Consider the following 17870-nt stretch of genomic DNA (forward strand, 5'->3'; position numbering starts at 1 on the left):
CATCATCCATGGCCGGCTGCCAGCTGTCAATTCGGTGCTGTGCTTGCTCACCCAAGGAACAGGCACGAAAGCTGCACGTTTTTTTCGCATCGAACGCTGGCATTCCGTCCTGCAATTTCCTCGAGGGAGAAGCATTGTGGCGCTTTCCGAAACCTGTGCACGCACGAAATTAGGCACGCTGCCATTGCAGCGCCTCGGCATCCGGAAACTGGCTGTATTCCGCGCCTTGCAGTTGGGCGACATGCTGTGTGCAGTGCCGGCCTTGCGCGCCTTGCGGGCCTGGCTGCCCGACACGCACATCACCCTGGTCGGCCTGCCATGGGCAGCGCAGTTCGCGTCGCGCTTTCACGCGTACATCGATGACTTCATTGCCTTCCCCGGTCATCCACAATTTCCCGAACAGCCGGTACGAAAGGAGCAGGTCCTGGATTTCTACCGTGTCATGACCGCATCAGGATTCGACCTTGCCTTGCAATTGCACGGCAGCGGCGATATCAGCAACGGCATCGTTGCCGCCTTCGGCGCGAGGGCTGTCGCAGGTTATGCGACGGAAGACAGCAATACGCCGCATGGATTTTTCGTCCGCTATCCGGACAGCGGCCCGGAGCCCTTGCGACTGCTGAACCTTGCGAATGCGATCGGCGCACCGCCGGCCGGCGTCCACCTGGAGTTTCCGGTTACCGCAGCAGACGAAGCGGAATTGCGCGACAGCGCCGTCGCAGACATTGCAGACGGCCTGGAACCCGGGAGCTACTTGTGCATCCATCCCGGCGCGCGCTTGCGCAACAAGTGCTGGGCGCCGCAGCGTTTTGCGGAAGTGGCGGACCGCCTGGCCGATGAATCCAGCTTGCGCATCGTGTTGACCGGCTCCGGCCAGGAAGCCGACCTGACCAGCGCCGTCGCGTCGCACATGCACAACCCGGCGGTCAACGCCGCCGCACCGATTTCGATCGGCGCCATGGCAGCGCTCATGCGCAAGGGCCGGCTGCTTATCTCGAACGATACCGGGGTGTCGCATATCGCCGCCGGCCTGCGCCTGCCGAGCGTGGTCATCTTCACCATTGCCGACATGAGCCGCTGGGCGCCGCTGGATCAGGGCCTGCACCGTTGCCTGCGCGACCCTGAAGGCGCGCAGGTCGATGCCGTGGTGGAGCATGCGCGCGCGCTGCTGCGCGAGCATGGGCACGACAGCCCTGCCTAATGGAGAAGACGGGAAAGGCGGAGCAATTCCAGCGCCGCTTCGATCACTTCCTCGGCGGGCACCGTATCGAGGAAGCTCAGATCGTGCGGGCAGCGCGTCGTCAAGTTAGCCTCGCCGCATACCGGGCAGTGGATGCGCACCGACATGGCCGAGCGGTGCATGCGTTGCGCCAGCGGCGCCGACTCGACCAGATTGGTCAGCCAGTAGATGCCGACGCACGGCGTACCGATCGCGAGCGCGAGATGCAAGGGCCCGGTGTCGTTCGACACGACAAGCGCGGAGCGCTCCATCCATCCGCACAGGCCGTTCAGCGACAGCTTCCCGCTCAGGTCGATGGCGGGATGGTGCATGCTGTCGATCACCGCGTGCACGATCGGCGCTTCGGCTTTCGTACCATTGACAGCGATCAGCGCGCCTGTCTCCGCAAGCGCATCGCCCAACGCGGAAAAACGTGCGGCGGGCCAGCAGCGACGCGAATCGCTCGCGCCTGGCTGCAGTGTGACCAGCGGCCGCGACAGCGGATCGGGGAGAATGCGCTGCGCCTCCCTGCGGTCGCTCGCAGTGACTTCCAGGTCGCGGCCGATGCGCACGGTATTCGCACCCGCCAGTCCCGCCACTTCCAGTAACTGCAGGCGCCGGTTCTGAGGCGAGCCGAATGCAATCCAGCGGTCGAGCGGCTCGGCATCCTCCGCCTTCAGGCCCATGGTGCAACGTGCGCCGAGGCGCTTCGTGAACGGATTCGCATAACGACCGCCGCCGTAGACCTGGAAAGCCAGGTCGAATTCCTCGCGCTGCATCCTGTCGATGAAGGATTGCAGCTCCGTGCCCTCGTCCTGTGTATCGACCTGTGCATCGGCCGGTGCGCCGACGCCCGGGCATGGAGGAATCACGACGACATCGTCGATCGGCCCTGGCCGGTCCTGGAGGAATTGTGCATGCCATGGCTTGCCGATGTAGGTGAGGCGCGCGCCGGGATACGCCTGCTTGAGTGCATGCAGCGCCGGCAGGACAAACATGAAGTCGCCCACTGCGTTCGGCCGCAGTACAGCAATCCGTTTGACATCGGGAATGAGGGCATGGTCGCGGATGAGCATGGGGCGGTAGCGCCTATGCATTCTGCGGATCGGAGATCGGCAGCACCTTCGGCGCATCGACTTCGCGTGTCGGCAGTGTCGTCGGCAGTTCGAGATGGTAGGCGCCGGACGGGATCATGCCGCAGCCGCCGAAGCGCTGCATGACCCGCAGCTGCGCCAGCACATCTTCGCCGCAATGTTCCGACGGCAGCTCCTGCCAGAAATCGAAGCCGCCTGCCGCGCGCAGCTTGTCTGTGTCGAACAGCACGCAGCCGCCGATCCACGCGATGCGATACGCGCGCGCTGCCTCGCCGTCGAGGCCGAGCCGCGCCTGCACATGGAACAGGTTGGCCGCGCTGTGCAGGTGGTGGCGCTCCCATTCCGGGCTGCCGGGCGCGACGGTCTCCGGCTCGACGGACGATTCCCAGAATTCGATGTGCTGCTGGTGCGGGCGGATGTCATCCACGAAGCTGAGGCCGTGCAGCGCGCTGCCCACGAAGCCGCAACGTTGCGCGCGGATGAGACGCAGCAGGCGCGTGATCATGTCGTTCTCCAGCACCACGTCGTCGTCGAGGAACAGGCAGTAGGGCGACGCCGCCTGCGACAGCAGGAAAGCACGCTGCTCCGCCATGCCGCGACGCGGCAAGTGACGATGGCATTGCACCTCGCGTCCGTTTGCTTGCAGTATGCGCATCAGGGCGCGCACCTCGCCGCTGTCGAGCGCGCTGTCCGGCTCGGACTGGTCGGAGATGACGACGCGGAACGCCTTGTGGTCCTGCGAGAACAGCGATGCCAGCGTGACGGCCAGCGCGGCGGACCTGCCGCAGGTAGGAATCAGGACATCGACCTCGCAGGGACGCGTCATTGCGCGCTTCCCGCCTGTGTGCTCGCGCCGGGCCGCGCGTACAGATACGGATTGAGCGTGGGGTCGTTGTACATCTTGAACTGGCGATAGACCTTGAAGTACGCGCGCCCTTCCCTCGCGTCCTCGATCAGCCCGTCGAAGCATGCGCCGAGATCCTTGCGCTGCTCGATCAGCCGGTTGAGCTTCGCGGTGCAGGTTGCGATGTGCTCCGCGCTTGCATCCACACGCAGCGTCTGCTCGCGCATGTGGAAGATCTTCAGGCAAAGGATGGACAGGCGGTCGATCATTGCACCAGCGGTTTCGCTGTTCAGCCGCGCCTCCGAATGACGCATGGACAGGAACGGATCGAGTTCCGTCAGGATGGCTTCGTCAATGGCTTCGATGGCATCGTTGCGACGCTGGTTGTACTGGTCGATCAGCCGCTTGCTGGCCGCGATTTCGCTCGCATCGACATCGGTGCGCCGCGCCTTGTCTTCCTCGTTCCACAGCAAGGTGTTGAAACGGTGGTTGGCCTCGATCCAGTGCCAGATGTCATTCGTCGCTTCTGGCAATGCACTGCCGGGCCAGCCAGGATCCGCCAGCTTTCCGTCATGGAAGGAGATGATGGACCCTGCATCGAGATTGTCTGCCATGGTTTTCTCCGGACTAAAGAATGCTGGTGTTCATCCTGACGGTTTCGCAGGGAGCGACTGTCGACGATGCAGCAAGATTGTCCAGCTCGTCCTTGCCAGCGCGGCGCGCCCTGCGTCTCTGCCTGGTGCTGTGCTAGTGCAATTGGTGCTTCAATTGCGCAATCGCGTCATGCGCGTCACTGAGCGCTTTCTGCAGCTCCTCATCGACGGCATTGCCGTCCTGGCGGCAGGTCTGTATCGCGCGGTCGCCGAGCTTTTCCAGTGTGTCGATGCATTCGGCGATGCGATTCACGTTGTTTTCGTTCTCGAGGATCTGCCTGGTGTGTTCGGATTCCTTGCCGAGATCATTGATGCGCTCCCGCAGGTCCTCGGGCACTCCATTGCTCAGCTGACAGGCAAGCGACGCGTTGTCGATGGATTTTGCGACACCGCTGAAACGTTCCTTGATCTGGTTTGCGTGCATGCAAGCTCCTTGAACGGTTCTTACGTTGTCCAGTTCGTTCGATTTGATCCCGGATAGTTCCCATGCCGGCAATGCGCTTCCGCAAGGAGAATTGAGCTTGCATGGGGGTGTTCGAGGGTATAGCTTGTAAATAAAGCTGGACATTGAAGCTGAATACAGTTCGATGACATATGGGGAGGTGGCCATGAGCGCGTCGAATGTTGGTGAGGTGCAAGCTGTTCGCATTGCACCGAACGATCTGGAAGGCTTGCTTGGCGTCAGCGAAGCGCCGAACGGGCTGGTCATCTTTGCGCATGGAAGCGGCAGCGGCCGCTTCAGTTCGCGCAACAATCAGGTTGCCGAAGGCTTGCGGCGTGCCGGCATGGCGACGCTGCTGCTCGATCTTCTGCTGCCCGAGGAGGAAGACAACCGCGCCAAGGTATTCGACATTCCGCTGCTCGCTGCGCGCTTGCTGGAAGCGACGCGCTGGGCGAGGCAGCAGGCGGGTCTCCGTGAATTACCGATCGGCTATTTCGGCGCGAGCACCGGCGCCGGCGCTGCGCTGGTGGCGGCGTCGCATCCCGATGCCGCGATTGCCGCCGTCGTCTCGCGTGGCGGCCGTCCGGACCTCGCGGGCAGCGCGCTGGGCAAGGTGAAGGCACCGACCTTGCTGATCGTCGGCGGACTGGATACGCAGGTGATCGAACTCAATCGCGACGCGATGGAGCAGATGCATGCGGAGAAACAACTGGTGATCGTGCCGGGAGCGACACATCTCTTCGAGGAGCCGGGCACGCTGGACCAGGTGACCAAGCTTGCGGCCGACTGGTTCGCGAAGCATCTCGTCCCGGCGTAACTGTGCAAAGGAGAGGACCATGTCGCTGTTTTCAGGACACTTTCCATTCAAGGACAGGCACGATGCGGGGCAGAAGCTGGCCGAGTCGCTGATGCATCTGAAGGACCTGCATCCGGTGGTGCTCGGCTTGCCGCGCGGCGGCGTGCCGGTGGCGTATGAAGTCGCGCGCGCGCTCGACGCCCATCTCGACGTGCTGATCGTGCGCAAGATCGGTGCGCCGGGGCACGCCGAACTCGGCCTCGGTGCGGTGGTGGACGGCCAGCATCCGCAGTGCATCCTGAACGAGGATGTGGTGCAGATGGTGCGTCCGCCGGAAGGCTACATCGAAGCGGAACGCGGACGGCAGCTGCAGGAAATCGAACGTCGGCGCGCCTTGTATTGCGGCGCGCGCCCGCCGGTCCGCGTCGAGGGCCGCACCGTGATCGTGGTGGATGACGGCATTGCCACCGGCGGCACGCTGAGGACGGCGCTCGCTGCGCTGGCGATATCCGGCCCGGCGAAACTGGTATTCGCGGTGCCGGTCGCGCCGCACGACGCGCTGGAAAACATGCGCCGTATTCCCGGCGTGGATGAGGGCATCTGCCTGTATGTGCCGGAATGGTTCCGGGCCGTCAGCCAGTTCTATGAAAACTTCGACCAGACCAGCGACGAGGAAGTCGTCGAACTGCTGGGCTATGCGGCACAGGAAAGGCTTGGCGAAGCCGCGGAAGAGGAATCGCCGCATGGGCCGGTGGAAGAACTGGGCGCCGGTTCTGAGATCGATGCGATTCCGCCAGACTCGGTGCGTGACCGCAGGCCGCCGGATTCCTCGCTGCCGCAGGTCGATCATCCGCACAGGTGACGGCGCGCTTGATTCCTTCGCAGCCGGTGTTCAGTTGTCGATGCTCAGGACCTCGCCGTTGAGGATCCTCTGCAGATAGCGCTGGCCGTTTTCTTGTCGCAGAAAATGCCGGTATGCATGGGCGCCGAATTCCAGCGCGTCCGTCAGATACAGGATGACAGCATACAGCTGCCAGCTCTCATCGTAGTCATAGCGCCAGAGAATCTCCTGTCTCAATGCCGGCCTGAGCGTCGTGAAGAAGGTGACGAAGGCGATGTACTCCTGTCCGAGCAGCGTCGGTTCCGACCTGAAGTTATGGAAGGCGATTGCGTGCGCCACTTCATGAGATATGACGGCCTGGTAGATCGACGGGTCGGCGGGAACCTTGAAGGTGGTGTGACGGCGCCGGAACTCCGCATAGTCGAGAACGTAGATTTGCTTCTCGTTGCGCGAGTAGGCGCCAAGCGCGGACCTCGGCAGGTCCTCCGGCAGGCGGGCGGCAATCTTGATGGAAATGCTCGGCGGCATGGCCATCCCCTGCGCAGTCAGGAACCTGACCGCGCTGCGCGCGCCCCGGCAGGAACGGACTGCATCCGTCAGCCTCGATGACTCGACGACTACCTGCAAGCCCGGGCACTTCAGCTTGCGCGCGTTCGCGGGCTGGGCCGTGAACAGGGCGACGACAAAAAGAGCCGCGGCTGCGCGCCCAAGTGCGGTGTGCATGTGCGATAGCATAGGGCCCCACTCGGGCACGCAGCCCTTTCGATATCACCTCGGCTGCAGCGGGTTAGCGCGCCTGGATACGATCGATATATTCAAGCAGCATCAAGATGCGGGCACGGACGAGCGCGGCGGCATCATAACTGCCGCGCGCCTCCTTGTAGAATTCCGCGTTCTCGATCTGGAATTCCCTGCCCCACACCGGCATTTCGCGCGAGCCGTGGCTCGGCACATTTTTACCCTCGATCACCTCATAGAGCCGCGACACGGGCAGAACGCCGCGGTTCTTCTTCGCCAGTTGGGTCAAGTCCGTGGGACTGGTGCGCAACTGCCCTGCCATCGGGCCATCGCCCTTGCCGCTCAAGCCATGGCAGCTTGCGCAATTCGCCTCGTACTCCTGCTTGCCGATATCGGCCTTCGGTTGTTGGGCGAAAGCCGCTCCCGTACTCATCGCCATGCAAACTGCAATCAGGCATGCGTTCATCCGGTTTTTCATTTTGCGCTCCTGGTGTTGGTTGGGAACCGTTTGATGCGTACTGCATGTCCTCGTCAACTTTCAAAATAGTGCGCGCCACATTCGACAGATTGATGTTCCTCAGTGGTCTTCACGCCGAGAACCCGCTCGCGCCGGCAGTCCGGAATCCGGTTTCCCGGAAGCGGGAAAAACCCCTTCCGAAAAATGGAAACCCTGGCATTGAAAAAATTAAATCATCAATAAAATCAATTACTTGCATCTTGAATAAGCGTTGGTACGGAAGATGCTAAACATTTGCCACCACGCCACGAAACGCACGGCGTGTACCGGCCAGTTGATCCAACAATTCAGAAGACTGCATGCAATGAGAACTGAATTACCATCCCAGCACGGCGAACAACCGCTGATGAAAAACATCCTCGCCAATGTCTCGCCCTATCGCGCGCTCGACACCGGCAGTCTCGACCAGCTCGTGGAATGCTCCCTGCCGCTGCGACTGCACGGCCAGAAGGAAGTGATCCGCCAGGGCGAACCGGCGAAAGGCGTTTATGTGGTGATTTACGGCCAGGTGAAGCTGTATGTCGGCAACAGGCAGGGTCCCCACAAGGTGCTGGCCATCCTCGGCCATGACAGCTGCTTCGGGCTGGCGGAGACCTTCCTTGACAAGCCGCTCGGCGCGTCGGTGGAAACGACCTGCGATGCCATGATCGTATTCACGCCGAAAGAAAAGGTGATGGAACTGGCCAGGAAAAATGCCGCCTTCTTCGAACAGCTGATGACCTGCGCCGCGCGCCAGACGCACAGCCTGATCCTCGATGTGCAGCGCCAGTCGTCCAGCAGCGCGCCGCAGCGTCTCGCGGGCTTTCTGCTGCGTCAGTGCGAACACCAGTCCAGCCGGGACATCGAACTGAGCGTCAGCAAGACGGTGATCGCGTCGCATCTGGACATCACCAGCGAAACGTTTTCGCGCCTGCTCAAGAGGTTTACCGCGCAAGGCATGATCGAAGTGCATGGCCGTCATATCAAGGTGCTGGATTCGGCGAAGATGCAGACGCTGCAGCCGTCCTGACGCCCAGGTTTGCATTCGATGATGTTGAATACCATTGCGGTAAACGCCGCCGGCCTGCTGCCCGCTCCCTCTGCGGCGTCCACAGCCATGCGGCGATCCGGCGAGGCGCCGAAAAAAATCCTGTCCTGCACCAGCCCCGACATTCAGATCGTCCGCAACGGCGATCACTATCGGCTGCTGCATGGGCAGCTGCGCCTTGTCGCACAGCTCTGCATCAGCAGTCATGTCTCCGTCCATGTCCGTGATGAAGGTGAAGTGCGGATCGTCAAGACGCGCGGCGGACTGCTGGTCGAGAGAGACGGGCAACACCTGCCGCTGCTGCGGAACCGTTAGGGCCCAGGCCTGACGCGGCGCAAGGCCTGGCCCTTGTGCTACTTCTTCTCGTTCTCCTTGTCGTCCTCTTCCTCGTCCTTTTCCTCGTCGATCGCCAGGTTCAGCCCGCCCGAGTCGGCGCCGTTCGGCCGCGCGCGCTCGCCGCGCAGCTTGATCTGCAGGCGCAGTTCATTCGCGGAGTCGGCATTGCGGATCGCTTCGTCGTAACTGATGTGCCCGGCGTTGTAGAGCTCGAACAGGGCTTGGTCGAAAGTGCGCATGCCAAGCTCTTTCGACTTGGCCATGGTTTCCTTTATGGCATGGAACTGGCCCTTGAGGATCTGCTCGGCGATGGTCGGCGTGTTGAGCAGGATTTCGATCGCGGCGCGGCGGCCCTTGCCGTCCTCGGTGCGCACCAGGCGTTGCGAGATGATGGCGCGCAGGTTGGAAGAAAGGTCGCCGAGCAGCTGGTTGCGCCGCTCTTCCGGGAAGAAGTTGATGATGCGGTCGATGGTCTGGTTGGCGTTGTTGGCGTGCAGCGTGCCGAGACAGAGGTGCCCGGTTTCGGCGAAGGCGATGGCATGCTCCATGGTCTCGGTGTCGCGGATTTCGCCGATGAGGATCACGTCGGGCGCCTGGCGCAACGTATTCTTCAGCGCATGGTGCCAGGAGAGCGTATCGACGCCCACTTCACGATGCGTGATGAGGCAGGACTTGTTCTTGTGCACGTACTCGACCGGATCTTCGACCGTGATGATATGGCCGGAGGAATTGGCATTGCGGTGATCGATCATCGCGGCCAGCGTGGTTGACTTGCCTGAGCCGGTGCCGCCCACGACCAGCACGAGGCCGCGCTTGGTCATGATCACGTCCTTGAGCACCTCCGGCAGCTGCAGCTTTTCGAAGCTGGGGATTTCTGCGGCGATGGTGCGGATCACCATGCCGGTCTGCTGCTGCTGCACGAAGACGTTGACGCGGAAGCGGCACACATTGGGCAGCGAAATCGCGAAATTGCACTCCAGCTCGGTTTCGAATTCCTGCCGCTGCTTGTCGTTCATCAGCGCCAGTGCCAGCTTCTTCGTGATGTCGCCGTTGAGCTTCTGCTGGCTGAGCGGTTTCATCGAGCCCTGGTGCTTCATGCTGGGCGGGAAATCGGCGGAAATGAACAGGTCCGAGCCGCCCTGCTGGAACATCACCTTCAGGAGCTGATGCATGTAGGTGCGTGCTTCATCGGGGCCGAAATTGGAAGACATATAGTCCTTTCTGTGGCTGGAGCATTGTTGATGGCGGCGCCCTCGCTCATGCGCGCCATCACGCGCATCGGTCCCGGCGCCGCCCGAAAAACCATGCATGGAATTATGTTTCCGCAAGGCACTATTCCGCAAGGATTTTGCGTGCCTTCGCGATATTCGCGCAATGTCGCCGCGTTGCAAGAATTACATGCAACGTGTACAAAAAACGCTGCCTTTTTTACGTGCTTACACGCCCAACGAAAATTTACCCATTGCTTCAAGCAGTTCCGGGTGCCGGTGCGATTGGCACAAGCCTTGCAGAGCACTTCCCTACCAGTCGGAAAAGCAGGCCGCAGGACGCACAAGCTACCTGCGCCGGTTTTCATGCTCGCAATCAAGTCGCGGCGGCAACTGGCGGAACTGCAAACGCAGTACACGTGCCCGCATTCGGCGTGTTCGCCGTTGTGAGATTCATTGCGGAGTTGGCAGAACGATGGCATGCGTTTTCGCCATCGTCATTCAATCCTGTTTAACCTCATAAGGAGCGATTCATGGAACCAAATACCACTTCCCCCGTGTCCGGCAACGGCAGCGACAGGACAACGAGCGCCAGCACAGGGTCGTCGACCGGCAGCTCGTCCGGTACGTCCTCGGGAATGTCCTCAGGCACGTCTTCAGGCAGCAGCAGGTCCATGTACGGCGGCAGCTCGAGCCAGCGTTCGACTGCGTCCCTGCGCGCTGACCTGTCCAGCCTGAAAAACGATCTCGACTCGCTGGTCAATCGCGCCTCCGGTATGTCGGACGATGACCTGAGCCAGGCCTACACGCAGCTGATGGCGAAGTTCAGTTCGCTGCGCTATGCGGCCAAGGGCATCGCCAGCCAGGCTTCGCAGCAGATCAATCGCGGCGTCGAGACCACGACGGAGTATGTGAAGGACAAGCCGATGCAATCGATGGCGGTGGCAGCCGGCGCCGGCCTGCTGCTGGGGCTGCTGCTGAAGCGAAGCTAGGCCTTCAGTACCGCGTAGTGCCGGCGGCATGACAGCGAGCGTTCCTGCGCCGGTGTCATCGCCGCCGCATTGCACCTGCAAGATTTCCCTGAACCCGCATAGGAAAGTCCGCCATGTTTGCCGCACTTCACAAGTCCAAGCAGCTATACATCATCACGCTGGATCGGATCGGCGATTACCTGGATTTGCTGCGCGTGGAGATCAAGATCCGGGAGCAGCAGATCGCGTTCCGCATCGCGGGTTTTACGATCGCCCTCCTGTTCACCCTGCTGGCGACGGTCTTCCTTGGCCTGGCGATCATCATCAGTTTCTGGAGCAGCGAATACCGCACGCTTGCCGCGTGGTTCGTCGTCCTCCTGTATGGCGGGATCGCCGGGGTCGCGTTCAACCTGTGCCTGAAGCATTTCCGCTCGCCGCCGCTGGGCACGACCATGCGCAGTGAATTGCAGCACGATCTCGACGTCATCAAGGACAGCCTATGAGCCTGAGTTCTCTCGAAGCGGAAAAACAAGCGATCCTGGAGCGCATGCACGCACGGCGCGAGACCTATCGCCGCATGCTGATCGAGGGCACCGACCTCGACACGGCGAACATGAAGCGCATACCGCCCACCATGCAGGGCATGACGGTGTATCGCCATGTCGATGAGCCACAACATTTTCCGCGCAGTGCCGTGATGCGGACCGTGATGGATCATCCCTTCCTCGTCGCGCTGGGCGTGGCCGCCGTCGTGGCGATCGGCCCGCGCCGCATCATGCGCGTGGTGTCGCAGGGTGCGGCGGCTGCCGGCACGCTGTCGACGCCGGGCGACTCGACCACGGACATGATCGGCAAGGTCCTCACCCTGGTAGGAACCTTCGCCCAGGCACGGGGCAGCACGCAGTGACCGGCATCACTGTCCGGGCATGTTCATTGCACGGCACAGGATGCATCCCGTTTTTCCCATCTGCCATGAAAGGAAAATCCATGAAAAAACTTATTTCCCTGGTTGTTCTCCTGATGTTTTCCGCTGGGCTTGCGGCGTGCAACACCATGCAGGGTTTCGGCAAGGATGTCGAACGCGGCGGCGAAAAAGTCCAGGGGGCTGCGGAGAGGTCGAAGTAACAGCGTCACAGCGAGCGTCACAGCGCAAACAGGCCGGGCCATGTCCCGGCCTGTTTATTTTTTTCGGAAGGATTCGTGACGCGGGAAGATTTCTCTCGCCAAGCCGCCAGGAACGCCAAGGGATCATTGGTTCTCTTCCCGCCGATGGACGATGCGAGTGGTCCCGTGCTGCATGAGCGCCGAGAGCGAAACGTCCGCCCACAGTCTGCGCACGCGCCTTTTATGTGAACAGGCGCATACAAACGCGCTCAGCGCGACGCCGGCTGCTCGACCACATCCTCCACATACAGCAGCCTCACCGCCACGATGCCGGTGGCCGTGAGCGGCGAGGCAAGGACCACGCCGAGCGGCCCGGCCAGCGCGGCCAGCAGCAGGCTCGCAAAGATGACGAGCGCCGGTGGCAGGGCCACCGCGCGCTGCTCGACGATAGGCGTCAGCAGGTAATTCTCGGCGGCCTGGATGGCGACGTAGAGCAGCAGCACATAGAACGCCAGGTCGGCATCGATGTTGAACGCCACCAGCAAGGGCGGAACGGAGGCCATGATCGGGCCGATGTAGGGAATGAATTCCAGCAGGCCGCTCAGCACGCCGAGGGTGAAGGCTAGCGGCACGTCCAGCCACCACAAGCCGATGCCGCCCGCGATGCCGACGGCGACCATGGTGATCATCCGGCCGAGCAGCCACCAGCGCAGGACGACACCGATCTCATCCAGCACTTCGTAGGCGCGCGGGCGTGCCTTGCGTGGCAGCAGGTGCATGAAGCCGCGTTGGTAGAGCCGCGGCTGTGCGGCCATGTAGATACCGAGGAACAGCGCCACGAGGCCGCCACCGAGCGCGGTCATGGTCGAGGTGATCAGGCCGCGCGCACGGCTCAGCAACTGCCCGTCCAACCGGGTGTGTGCCAGCTCCGTGATCAGCGGCTGCAATGGCTTGGCCCAGTCGTAATGGCGCACCCATTGCCGCATGCGCAGGATCGCACGCGGCAAGGTATCGACCAGCTGGCCGACCTGCTCCGCAATAGGCACCGCGAACAGATAGCCCAGCAGTCCGATCAGGCAGGCCAGCGTTGCAATCGACAGCGACAGCGCGACCTTTTCGCTGAGCGGCGTATGCTGCACCAGCCAGTTGGTCGGCGCGCGCAGCAGCACCGCGGTCAGGATGCCGGCAAACAGCACCAGGAAAACATCGATGGCGAACCATATGATCGCCAGTAACAGGCCGGTGGCGACGATCAGCGCGCCGACCAGCACAGTGCGCCGGAAGAACTGGCTATCGCTGAAATCCTGCTCGTTGCCCGCCGCCTGCCTGGCGCCGGGGGAATTCGCGTCGCCGGCTCCCACCTGCACAGGCGGCGGCACGGTATCAGGGACTTCGACCCGGTGGTCTTTCGCACGCAGTACGCCGGGCCGCTGCTCCATGCCAGGTGACACGTTCAACGCTTGCTGTCGGTGCTGCCGGTGCCGCGCCCGCCCGCGCTTTCACCGGCATTGCCGCTGCTTCCGGTGGAGGTGGCCGCCGTCCCCTGCGCTTCGGCCACCTGCTGCGGCCACACCAGCACCGCGGAGGCAACGTGCTGCCCCTTGCGCTTCGCCGCCGCGACGCGGACTGTCCGGTCCAGCTTGTACCCGGCAGCATCCGCGTGCACCTTGTAATTGCCGCTATGAGGCAGGTCGATCAGCATCATCGGTGCATCGCAAGATGCCTGCAGCACCGAATTGCCTTTCGGGTCCTTGATGTCGACATTGACATCGGCGAGGTAGGCGCCGCTCTTCGCGGCGAAGGTGAGCATCAGGTCATAGTTCTTCGCTTGACGCTTCATGCTGCTCGCCTCTTCCGCTCCGACGCCGCCGCATACATAAGTGACATCGCCCTGCACGACAGGCTGCAGGCGATCGGCCAGCGGCGGCGCCGGCTGGAGTTCTGCGCCGGCCTCGGATTGCATCTGGCTCGATCCGCCCGAGGAAAGGTCGGTGCTGTCGTTGTGATTGACGGGTGTGGAGCCGGACTCGCTCGATGCTCCCGAAGGCGCCGAGGTGCTGCCGGACGACTCTTCCGTCGTGCGCGCGCTGCCCGAGGTGCCGGAGGTGGACGGCGAAGTGATGCTCGGCTGCGGCGGCATGCCGAGGTCGGACTGCGCCGGCGTTCCCGGCGGCACAGTCATCGGCTGTGAAGGTGGCTGGTTCTGCGCCATGGCAAGCGGCGCGCCCAGACCGAGGGCCAACAATATGCCAAGAGACTTTTTCATGGTTGAAACCTCCTGAATCCAGAACCGGCATGTCCGTTCCTGAATGCAATGGACATGCGGAACCGATGCAGCCGGACGCTGCATGGCATTCCACTGCCGATGCATCATCCATGCCCGTTGCCATTCTGCGTGTCGGACACCTACTATCGGCATTGACAGAATGCAGCAGCAGCCCGGCAATGACGAAAGCGCTGCCGAGGCTGGAAACTTTTACAAGCCGCGCCGGGTCATAAAAGCGCGCTTCATGTTGCCAGGAATGCTTGCTTTGCGAGCGATCTGGCCTACCCTGAAACTGGCACCGAAAATGCTTCGCGTGCTGGTTCTCATGAAGCGATTCCAGACAAGCGCCCTGCCGTGACCCAACCGATATTGCAGCTGCCCGTCAAGATCCTCCCGCAACCGGACGAGACCACCTGCGGGCCGACCTGCCTGCAGGCGCTCTACCGCTACTGGGGCGACCAGGAATCGCTTGCCGATGTGATCAATCGCACGGGCAAGCTGGAACATGGGGGCACCTTTGCGGTGTTTCTCGCCTGCGATGCCTTGCGCCGCGGCTACAAGGCCACGATCTACACCTACAACCTCGGAGTGTTCGATCCGAGTTGGTTCGGACACGGCGTGGATATTGCCGACCGGCTGCGCCGGCAGCGCGAGATCAAGATGGACTACCGGCTGCAGCACGCCACCACCGGCTATCTCGAATTCCTTAGCCTCGGCGGACGCCTGCGCCTGCTGGACCTCTCGCACAACTTGATCCGCAGCATCCTGCGGCGCGGCTTGCCGATCATCACCGGGCTGAGCTCGACCTTCCTTTACCGCGTGCCGCGCGAATTCGGCCCGGACGACATTCCGGACGACGTGCGAGGCCTGCCCTCCGGGCACTTCGTGGTGATGGCCGGCTATGACAAGGTGCGCCGCAAGGTGCTGGTGGTCGATCCCTACCAGCTCAATCCCTATGCCAGCACGCATGAATACTGGCTGAGTGTCGACCGGGTTATCTGCGCGGTGCTGCTCGGCATCGTGACGCATGACGCGAATCTTTTGATCATCCACCCGCGGTGCCCGCCGCGACAGGAAGTACCATGAACATCCTTTTCGTCGTCAGTCAGCAGCAAGATTGGCCTGTCGACATACCAGGCATCACCGTGATACCTGCGCAAACCTACCTGATGGACCCCGCCTACGGGGACACCAATACCGCCACCAAAGTCTTCAACCTCTGCAACACCTACCGCTATCAAAGCCAGGGTTACTACGTGTCGCTGCTCGCGGAAGCGCGCGGCCACCAGCCCGTGCCGGACGTGCAGGCGATGAAGGACCTGCAGTCCGAGACGCTGGTGCAGGACATCTCGGAAAAACTCGGCGACCTGATCGAATGCACCTTGTCGCGCGCGGCGGATGATGTCGTCGACCTGAACATCTATTTCGGTCACGATGTGGACCAGCATTACCAGCACCTGAGCGAACAGCTCTTCAGACTGCTGCGCACACCGGTGCTGCATGCGCGCTTCGAACGTGCCAACGAGCATTGGCACCTGTGCAGCATCTTCGCGGGCAGCGTGCGCGACATTCCGGTGCATCAACAGCAGTGTGCGATGCAGGCGGCGATCGATTACCTGAAGGAACAGAAGATTCGCAGCGATGCGCCGCCCAGCAAGAAGCCGTCGCTGGCCATCCTGCACGATCCGCAGCGCAAGGAGTCGCCGTCGAACGATGAGGCGCTGAAGAAATTCGTGGAAGCGGCCGAACTGCTCGGCATGCATGCGGAACTGATCACGCCGAAAGATGCGCGTCGCCTCACCAGCTTCGATGCGCTGTTCATCCGCGACACCACCAACGTCGACCACTACACCTACCAGCTCTCGCGCCAGGCGCTCGATGCCGGCATGGTGGTCATCGACGACCCCGATTCGATCCTGCGCTGCACGAACAAGATCTACCTCAACGAGCTGCTTGCCCGGCATCACATCCCGACGCCGGAGACGATGGTGGTCCACAAGGGCAATGTCGAAGAGATTGTTTCCACGCTCGGCCTGCCCTGCATCCTGAAGCAGCCGGACGGCGCATTCTCGGCCGGTGTATTGAAAATCGAGTCGGAACAGGAATTGCTGCTGAAGGTCAACGACCTGTTGAAGGAATCCGAACTGGTACTGGCGCAGGAATACCTGCCGACCGATTTCGACTGGCGCGTCGGCGTGCTCGACCGGCGCCCGCTGTTCGTCTGCAAATATTACATGGCGCCCGGTCATTGGCAGATCATCAAGCATGAACACCATCGCATGAGCGAAGGCAGGACGGAAGCGCTGTCGATCGGCGAGGCGCCGGATGACGTGGTGAAGATTGCAGTGCAGGCCGCCAACCTGATGGGCGACGGCTTCTACGGCGTCGACCTGAAGCAGGTCGGCGTGCAGTGTTATGTCATTGAAATCAACGACAATCCGAATGTCGATGCCGGCAATGAAGATGCCGTGCTGTCGGACGCCTTGTACCGCGAAGTGATGGGCGTGTTCCGCAAGCGCATCGACGAGCGCAAGGGAAGCATCCTGCCATGAACGCTGCGGCTCCCCCGTTGCTCCATGCCTTCACCGGCTATGGTATCGAGCTGGAATACATGATCGTCCAGCGCGACAGCCTGTCGGTGATGCCGATCGCCGACCGCCTGCTGCAGGCCGACAACCCGGATGGCACGCGCCGTGTCGTCAACGAAGTGCGGCGCGGCGCGCTGGGCTGGTCGAACGAACTCGTGATGCATGTCATCGAAATCAAGAACCTGCAACCGTGCAGCTCGCTTGCTCCGCTGCCGGATGCCTTCCTCGCCGAAGTGCGTGCCGTCAATGATAGGCTCGCCGGCATGGGAGCGCGCCTGATGCCGGGCGCGATGCATCCGTGGATGGACCCGCGCAGCGAAACGCACGTCTGGCCGCACGACAACGACGCCATCTATCGCGCCTACGACCGGATTTTTGACAGCAGGAGCCACGGTTGGGCCAACCTGCAGAGCATGCATGTCAACCTGCCCTTCGCCGGCGACCGCGAATTCGCCCGCCTGCACGCCGCGATCCGGCTGGTGCTGCCCATCCTGCCGGCGCTGGCCGCCAGCTCACCGATTACGGAAGGCTATTCCACCGGCTGGGCGGATTACCGCATGCATGTCTATGGCAACAATGCGAACCCGATCCCATCCATCGCCGGCATGGTGGTGCCCGAGACCATCACCCACCGCATGGCCTACGAGGAACACATCCTCGCGCCGATGTACCGCGACATCGCGCGCCTCGACCCGGACCATGTGCTGCAGGAGGAATGGCTGAACTCGCGCGGCGCGATCGCGCGCTTTGAGCGTAACGCGATCGAGATCCGGGTGATCGACACGCAGGAATGTCCGCAGGCCGATCTTGCCATCGCGGCGGCAACGACCGATGTGGTGCGACACCTGTACGAGGCTGCTGACGACGCATTGATTGCGCAACAGGAGATATTGACCACCGTGCTGGCAGCGATCTTCCAGGATTGCATCCGCGAGGCCGACCAGACGCCGATCGACCATGCCGATTACCTGCGTCTGCTCGGATTTCCCGGCGAACGCTGCAAGGCGAATGAGCTGTGGCGCTTCCTGGTGGCGCGCATGATGGAGGACGCCCAAGCACAGCAATGGCGCGCGCCGCTGCAGACCATGCTTGATCACGGCCCGCTCGCGCGGCGCATACTGCGCGCCATCGGTGGTGACTTTTCACGGTCGCGCCTGCAGGCGGTCTACGGACGCCTGTGCGATTGCCTGGAGGACGGTACGATGTTTGTCGAAGCCGGGTAACGC

General features: G+C 62.3%; 24 protein-coding genes. 14 read left to right on the plus strand and 10 right to left on the minus strand.

The genetic code is table 11. The features are described 5' to 3' along the window. Nucleotides 1–136: 136 nt before the first annotated feature. Entirely contained in the window at nucleotides 137–1201 is a 1065-nt protein-coding gene (locus VJ698_RS11000; protein ID WP_324102793.1) for a glycosyltransferase family 9 protein, read from the plus strand. On the opposite strand, the gene VJ698_RS11005 is transcribed toward VJ698_RS11000, so the two are convergent. The 4 genes from VJ698_RS11005 to VJ698_RS11020 all read right to left on the minus strand — a co-directional run bounded on the left by VJ698_RS11005 (nucleotide 1198) and on the right by VJ698_RS11020 (nucleotide 4234). Beyond that, the gene (locus VJ698_RS11005) at nucleotides 1198–2316 is read right to left on the minus strand and encodes a glycosyltransferase family 9 protein (RefSeq protein WP_324102794.1); all 1119 of its coding nucleotides are present in this window, start codon (nucleotides 2314–2316) and stop codon (nucleotides 1198–1200) included. The two genes, VJ698_RS11000 and VJ698_RS11005, sit on opposite strands and share 4 nt — an antisense overlap. Continuing rightward, the gene (locus tag VJ698_RS11010) at nucleotides 2309–3139 is read right to left on the minus strand and encodes a glycosyltransferase family A protein (protein ID WP_324102795.1); all 831 of its coding nucleotides are present in this window, start codon (nucleotides 3137–3139) and stop codon (nucleotides 2309–2311) included. The genes VJ698_RS11005 and VJ698_RS11010 overlap by 8 nt, the downstream gene beginning before the upstream one ends. Beyond that, the gene (locus tag VJ698_RS11015; RefSeq protein ID WP_324102796.1) at nucleotides 3136–3771 is read right to left on the minus strand and encodes a DUF4254 domain-containing protein; all 636 of its coding nucleotides are present in this window, start codon (nucleotides 3769–3771) and stop codon (nucleotides 3136–3138) included. The genes VJ698_RS11010 and VJ698_RS11015 overlap by 4 nt, the downstream gene beginning before the upstream one ends. 133 nt (nucleotides 3772–3904) lie before the next feature. Beyond that, on the minus strand, nucleotides 3905–4234 hold the full coding sequence (locus tag VJ698_RS11020; RefSeq protein WP_324102797.1) for a hypothetical protein: 330 nt from the start codon (nucleotides 4232–4234) through the stop codon (nucleotides 3905–3907). Nucleotides 4235–4418: 184 nt separating this feature from the next. Between VJ698_RS11020 and VJ698_RS11025 the strand changes: the two genes are divergently transcribed. Then, entirely contained in the window at nucleotides 4419–5069 is a 651-nt protein-coding gene (locus VJ698_RS11025; RefSeq protein ID WP_324102798.1) for a dienelactone hydrolase family protein, read from the plus strand. A 19-nt stretch (nucleotides 5070–5088) separates the two neighbouring features. Beyond that, nucleotides 5089–5910, plus strand: coding sequence for a phosphoribosyltransferase (locus VJ698_RS11030; RefSeq protein ID WP_324102799.1), 822 nt, complete (start codon nucleotides 5089–5091; stop codon nucleotides 5908–5910). A 30-nt stretch (nucleotides 5911–5940) separates the two neighbouring features. On the opposite strand, the gene VJ698_RS11035 is transcribed toward VJ698_RS11030, so the two are convergent. Both VJ698_RS11035 and VJ698_RS11040 read right to left on the minus strand, forming a co-directional pair. Further along, nucleotides 5941–6612, minus strand: a complete 672-nt coding sequence (locus tag VJ698_RS11035; RefSeq protein ID WP_324102800.1) for a DUF6639 family protein — start codon at nucleotides 6610–6612, stop codon at nucleotides 5941–5943. A gap of 64 nt (nucleotides 6613–6676) precedes the next feature. Then, complete coding sequence (locus tag VJ698_RS11040; RefSeq protein WP_324102801.1) at nucleotides 6677–7105, minus strand: cytochrome c; 429 nt, start codon at nucleotides 7103–7105, stop codon at nucleotides 6677–6679. 343 nt (nucleotides 7106–7448) lie between these two features. On the opposite strand from VJ698_RS11040, the gene VJ698_RS11045 reads away from it, so the two are divergent. Continuing rightward, on the plus strand, nucleotides 7449–8153 hold the full coding sequence (locus VJ698_RS11045) for a Crp/Fnr family transcriptional regulator (RefSeq protein ID WP_324102802.1): 705 nt from the start codon (nucleotides 7449–7451) through the stop codon (nucleotides 8151–8153). Nucleotides 8154–8171: 18 nt separating this feature from the next. After that, a complete protein-coding gene (locus VJ698_RS11050) occupies nucleotides 8172–8486 on the plus strand; it encodes a hypothetical protein (protein ID WP_324102803.1) in 315 nt (104 codons plus the stop codon). Between the two features lie 38 nt (nucleotides 8487–8524). On the opposite strand, the gene VJ698_RS11055 is transcribed toward VJ698_RS11050, so the two are convergent. Beyond that, nucleotides 8525–9718 carry a PilT/PilU family type 4a pilus ATPase gene (locus VJ698_RS11055; RefSeq protein WP_324102804.1) on the minus strand — a complete coding sequence of 398 codons (1194 nt, stop codon included), beginning with the start codon at nucleotides 9716–9718 and terminating at the stop codon, nucleotides 8525–8527. A 30-nt stretch (nucleotides 9719–9748) separates the two neighbouring features. On the opposite strand from VJ698_RS11055, the gene VJ698_RS11060 reads away from it, so the two are divergent. Continuing rightward, on the plus strand, nucleotides 9749–10165 hold the full coding sequence (locus VJ698_RS11060) for a hypothetical protein (RefSeq protein WP_324102805.1): 417 nt from the start codon (nucleotides 9749–9751) through the stop codon (nucleotides 10163–10165). 67 nt (nucleotides 10166–10232) lie between these two features. Here VJ698_RS11060 and VJ698_RS11065 read toward each other — a convergent pair whose 3' ends face one another. Next, the gene (locus tag VJ698_RS11065; protein WP_324102807.1) at nucleotides 10233–10391 is read right to left on the minus strand and encodes a hypothetical protein; all 159 of its coding nucleotides are present in this window, start codon (nucleotides 10389–10391) and stop codon (nucleotides 10233–10235) included. Between VJ698_RS11065 and VJ698_RS11070 the strand changes: the two genes are divergently transcribed. From VJ698_RS11070 to VJ698_RS11085, 4 genes are all read left to right on the plus strand, one after another. Continuing rightward, the gene (locus tag VJ698_RS11070; RefSeq protein WP_324102808.1) at nucleotides 10390–10707 is read left to right on the plus strand and encodes a glycine zipper domain-containing protein; all 318 of its coding nucleotides are present in this window, start codon (nucleotides 10390–10392) and stop codon (nucleotides 10705–10707) included. The genes VJ698_RS11065 and VJ698_RS11070 overlap by 2 nt on opposite strands. Nucleotides 10708–10820: 113 nt before the next feature. Continuing rightward, a complete protein-coding gene (locus tag VJ698_RS11075; protein WP_324102809.1) occupies nucleotides 10821–11189 on the plus strand; it encodes a phage holin family protein in 369 nt (122 codons plus the stop codon). Then, nucleotides 11186–11593 carry a hypothetical protein gene (locus tag VJ698_RS11080; RefSeq protein WP_324102810.1) on the plus strand — a complete coding sequence of 136 codons (408 nt, stop codon included), beginning with the start codon at nucleotides 11186–11188 and terminating at the stop codon, nucleotides 11591–11593. The genes VJ698_RS11075 and VJ698_RS11080 overlap by 4 nt, the downstream gene beginning before the upstream one ends. An 80-nt stretch (nucleotides 11594–11673) precedes the next feature. After that, nucleotides 11674–11811 (plus strand): entericidin A/B family lipoprotein, encoded by a 138-nt coding sequence (locus VJ698_RS11085; protein ID WP_324102811.1) that lies wholly within the window; start codon nucleotides 11674–11676, stop codon nucleotides 11809–11811. 248 nt (nucleotides 11812–12059) lie between these two features. Here VJ698_RS11085 and VJ698_RS11090 read toward each other — a convergent pair whose 3' ends face one another. After that, entirely contained in the window at nucleotides 12060–13241 is a 1182-nt protein-coding gene (locus VJ698_RS11090) for an AI-2E family transporter (RefSeq protein WP_324102812.1), read from the minus strand. A 2-nt stretch (nucleotides 13242–13243) separates the two neighbouring features. After that, nucleotides 13244–14056 (minus strand): hypothetical protein, encoded by an 813-nt coding sequence (locus tag VJ698_RS11095; protein WP_324102813.1) that lies wholly within the window; start codon nucleotides 14054–14056, stop codon nucleotides 13244–13246. Nucleotides 14057–14216: 160 nt separating this feature from the next. Here VJ698_RS11095 and VJ698_RS11100 point away from each other — a divergent pair, with 160 nt between their 5' ends. The 4 genes from VJ698_RS11100 to VJ698_RS11115 are packed head-to-tail and all read left to right on the plus strand — an operon-like array spanning nucleotide 14217 to nucleotide 17867. Continuing rightward, nucleotides 14217–14414, plus strand: a complete 198-nt coding sequence (locus VJ698_RS11100) for a hypothetical protein (protein WP_324102814.1) — start codon at nucleotides 14217–14219, stop codon at nucleotides 14412–14414. Next, nucleotides 14411–15142, plus strand: coding sequence for a hypothetical protein (locus tag VJ698_RS11105; RefSeq protein WP_324102815.1), 732 nt, complete (start codon nucleotides 14411–14413; stop codon nucleotides 15140–15142). The genes VJ698_RS11100 and VJ698_RS11105 overlap by 4 nt, the downstream gene beginning before the upstream one ends. After that, complete coding sequence (locus VJ698_RS11110) at nucleotides 15139–16608, plus strand: RimK family protein (protein ID WP_324102816.1); 1470 nt, start codon at nucleotides 15139–15141, stop codon at nucleotides 16606–16608. The genes VJ698_RS11105 and VJ698_RS11110 overlap by 4 nt, the downstream gene beginning before the upstream one ends. Further along, nucleotides 16605–17867, plus strand: coding sequence for a carboxylate-amine ligase (locus tag VJ698_RS11115; RefSeq protein WP_324102817.1), 1263 nt, complete (start codon nucleotides 16605–16607; stop codon nucleotides 17865–17867). The genes VJ698_RS11110 and VJ698_RS11115 overlap by 4 nt, the downstream gene beginning before the upstream one ends. The last annotated feature ends 3 nt before the right edge of the window (nucleotides 17868–17870 follow it).

It is taken from the genome of Noviherbaspirillum sp. (assembly GCF_035254685.1).
GTDB lineage: Bacteria > Pseudomonadota > Gammaproteobacteria > Burkholderiales > Burkholderiaceae_D > Noviherbaspirillum.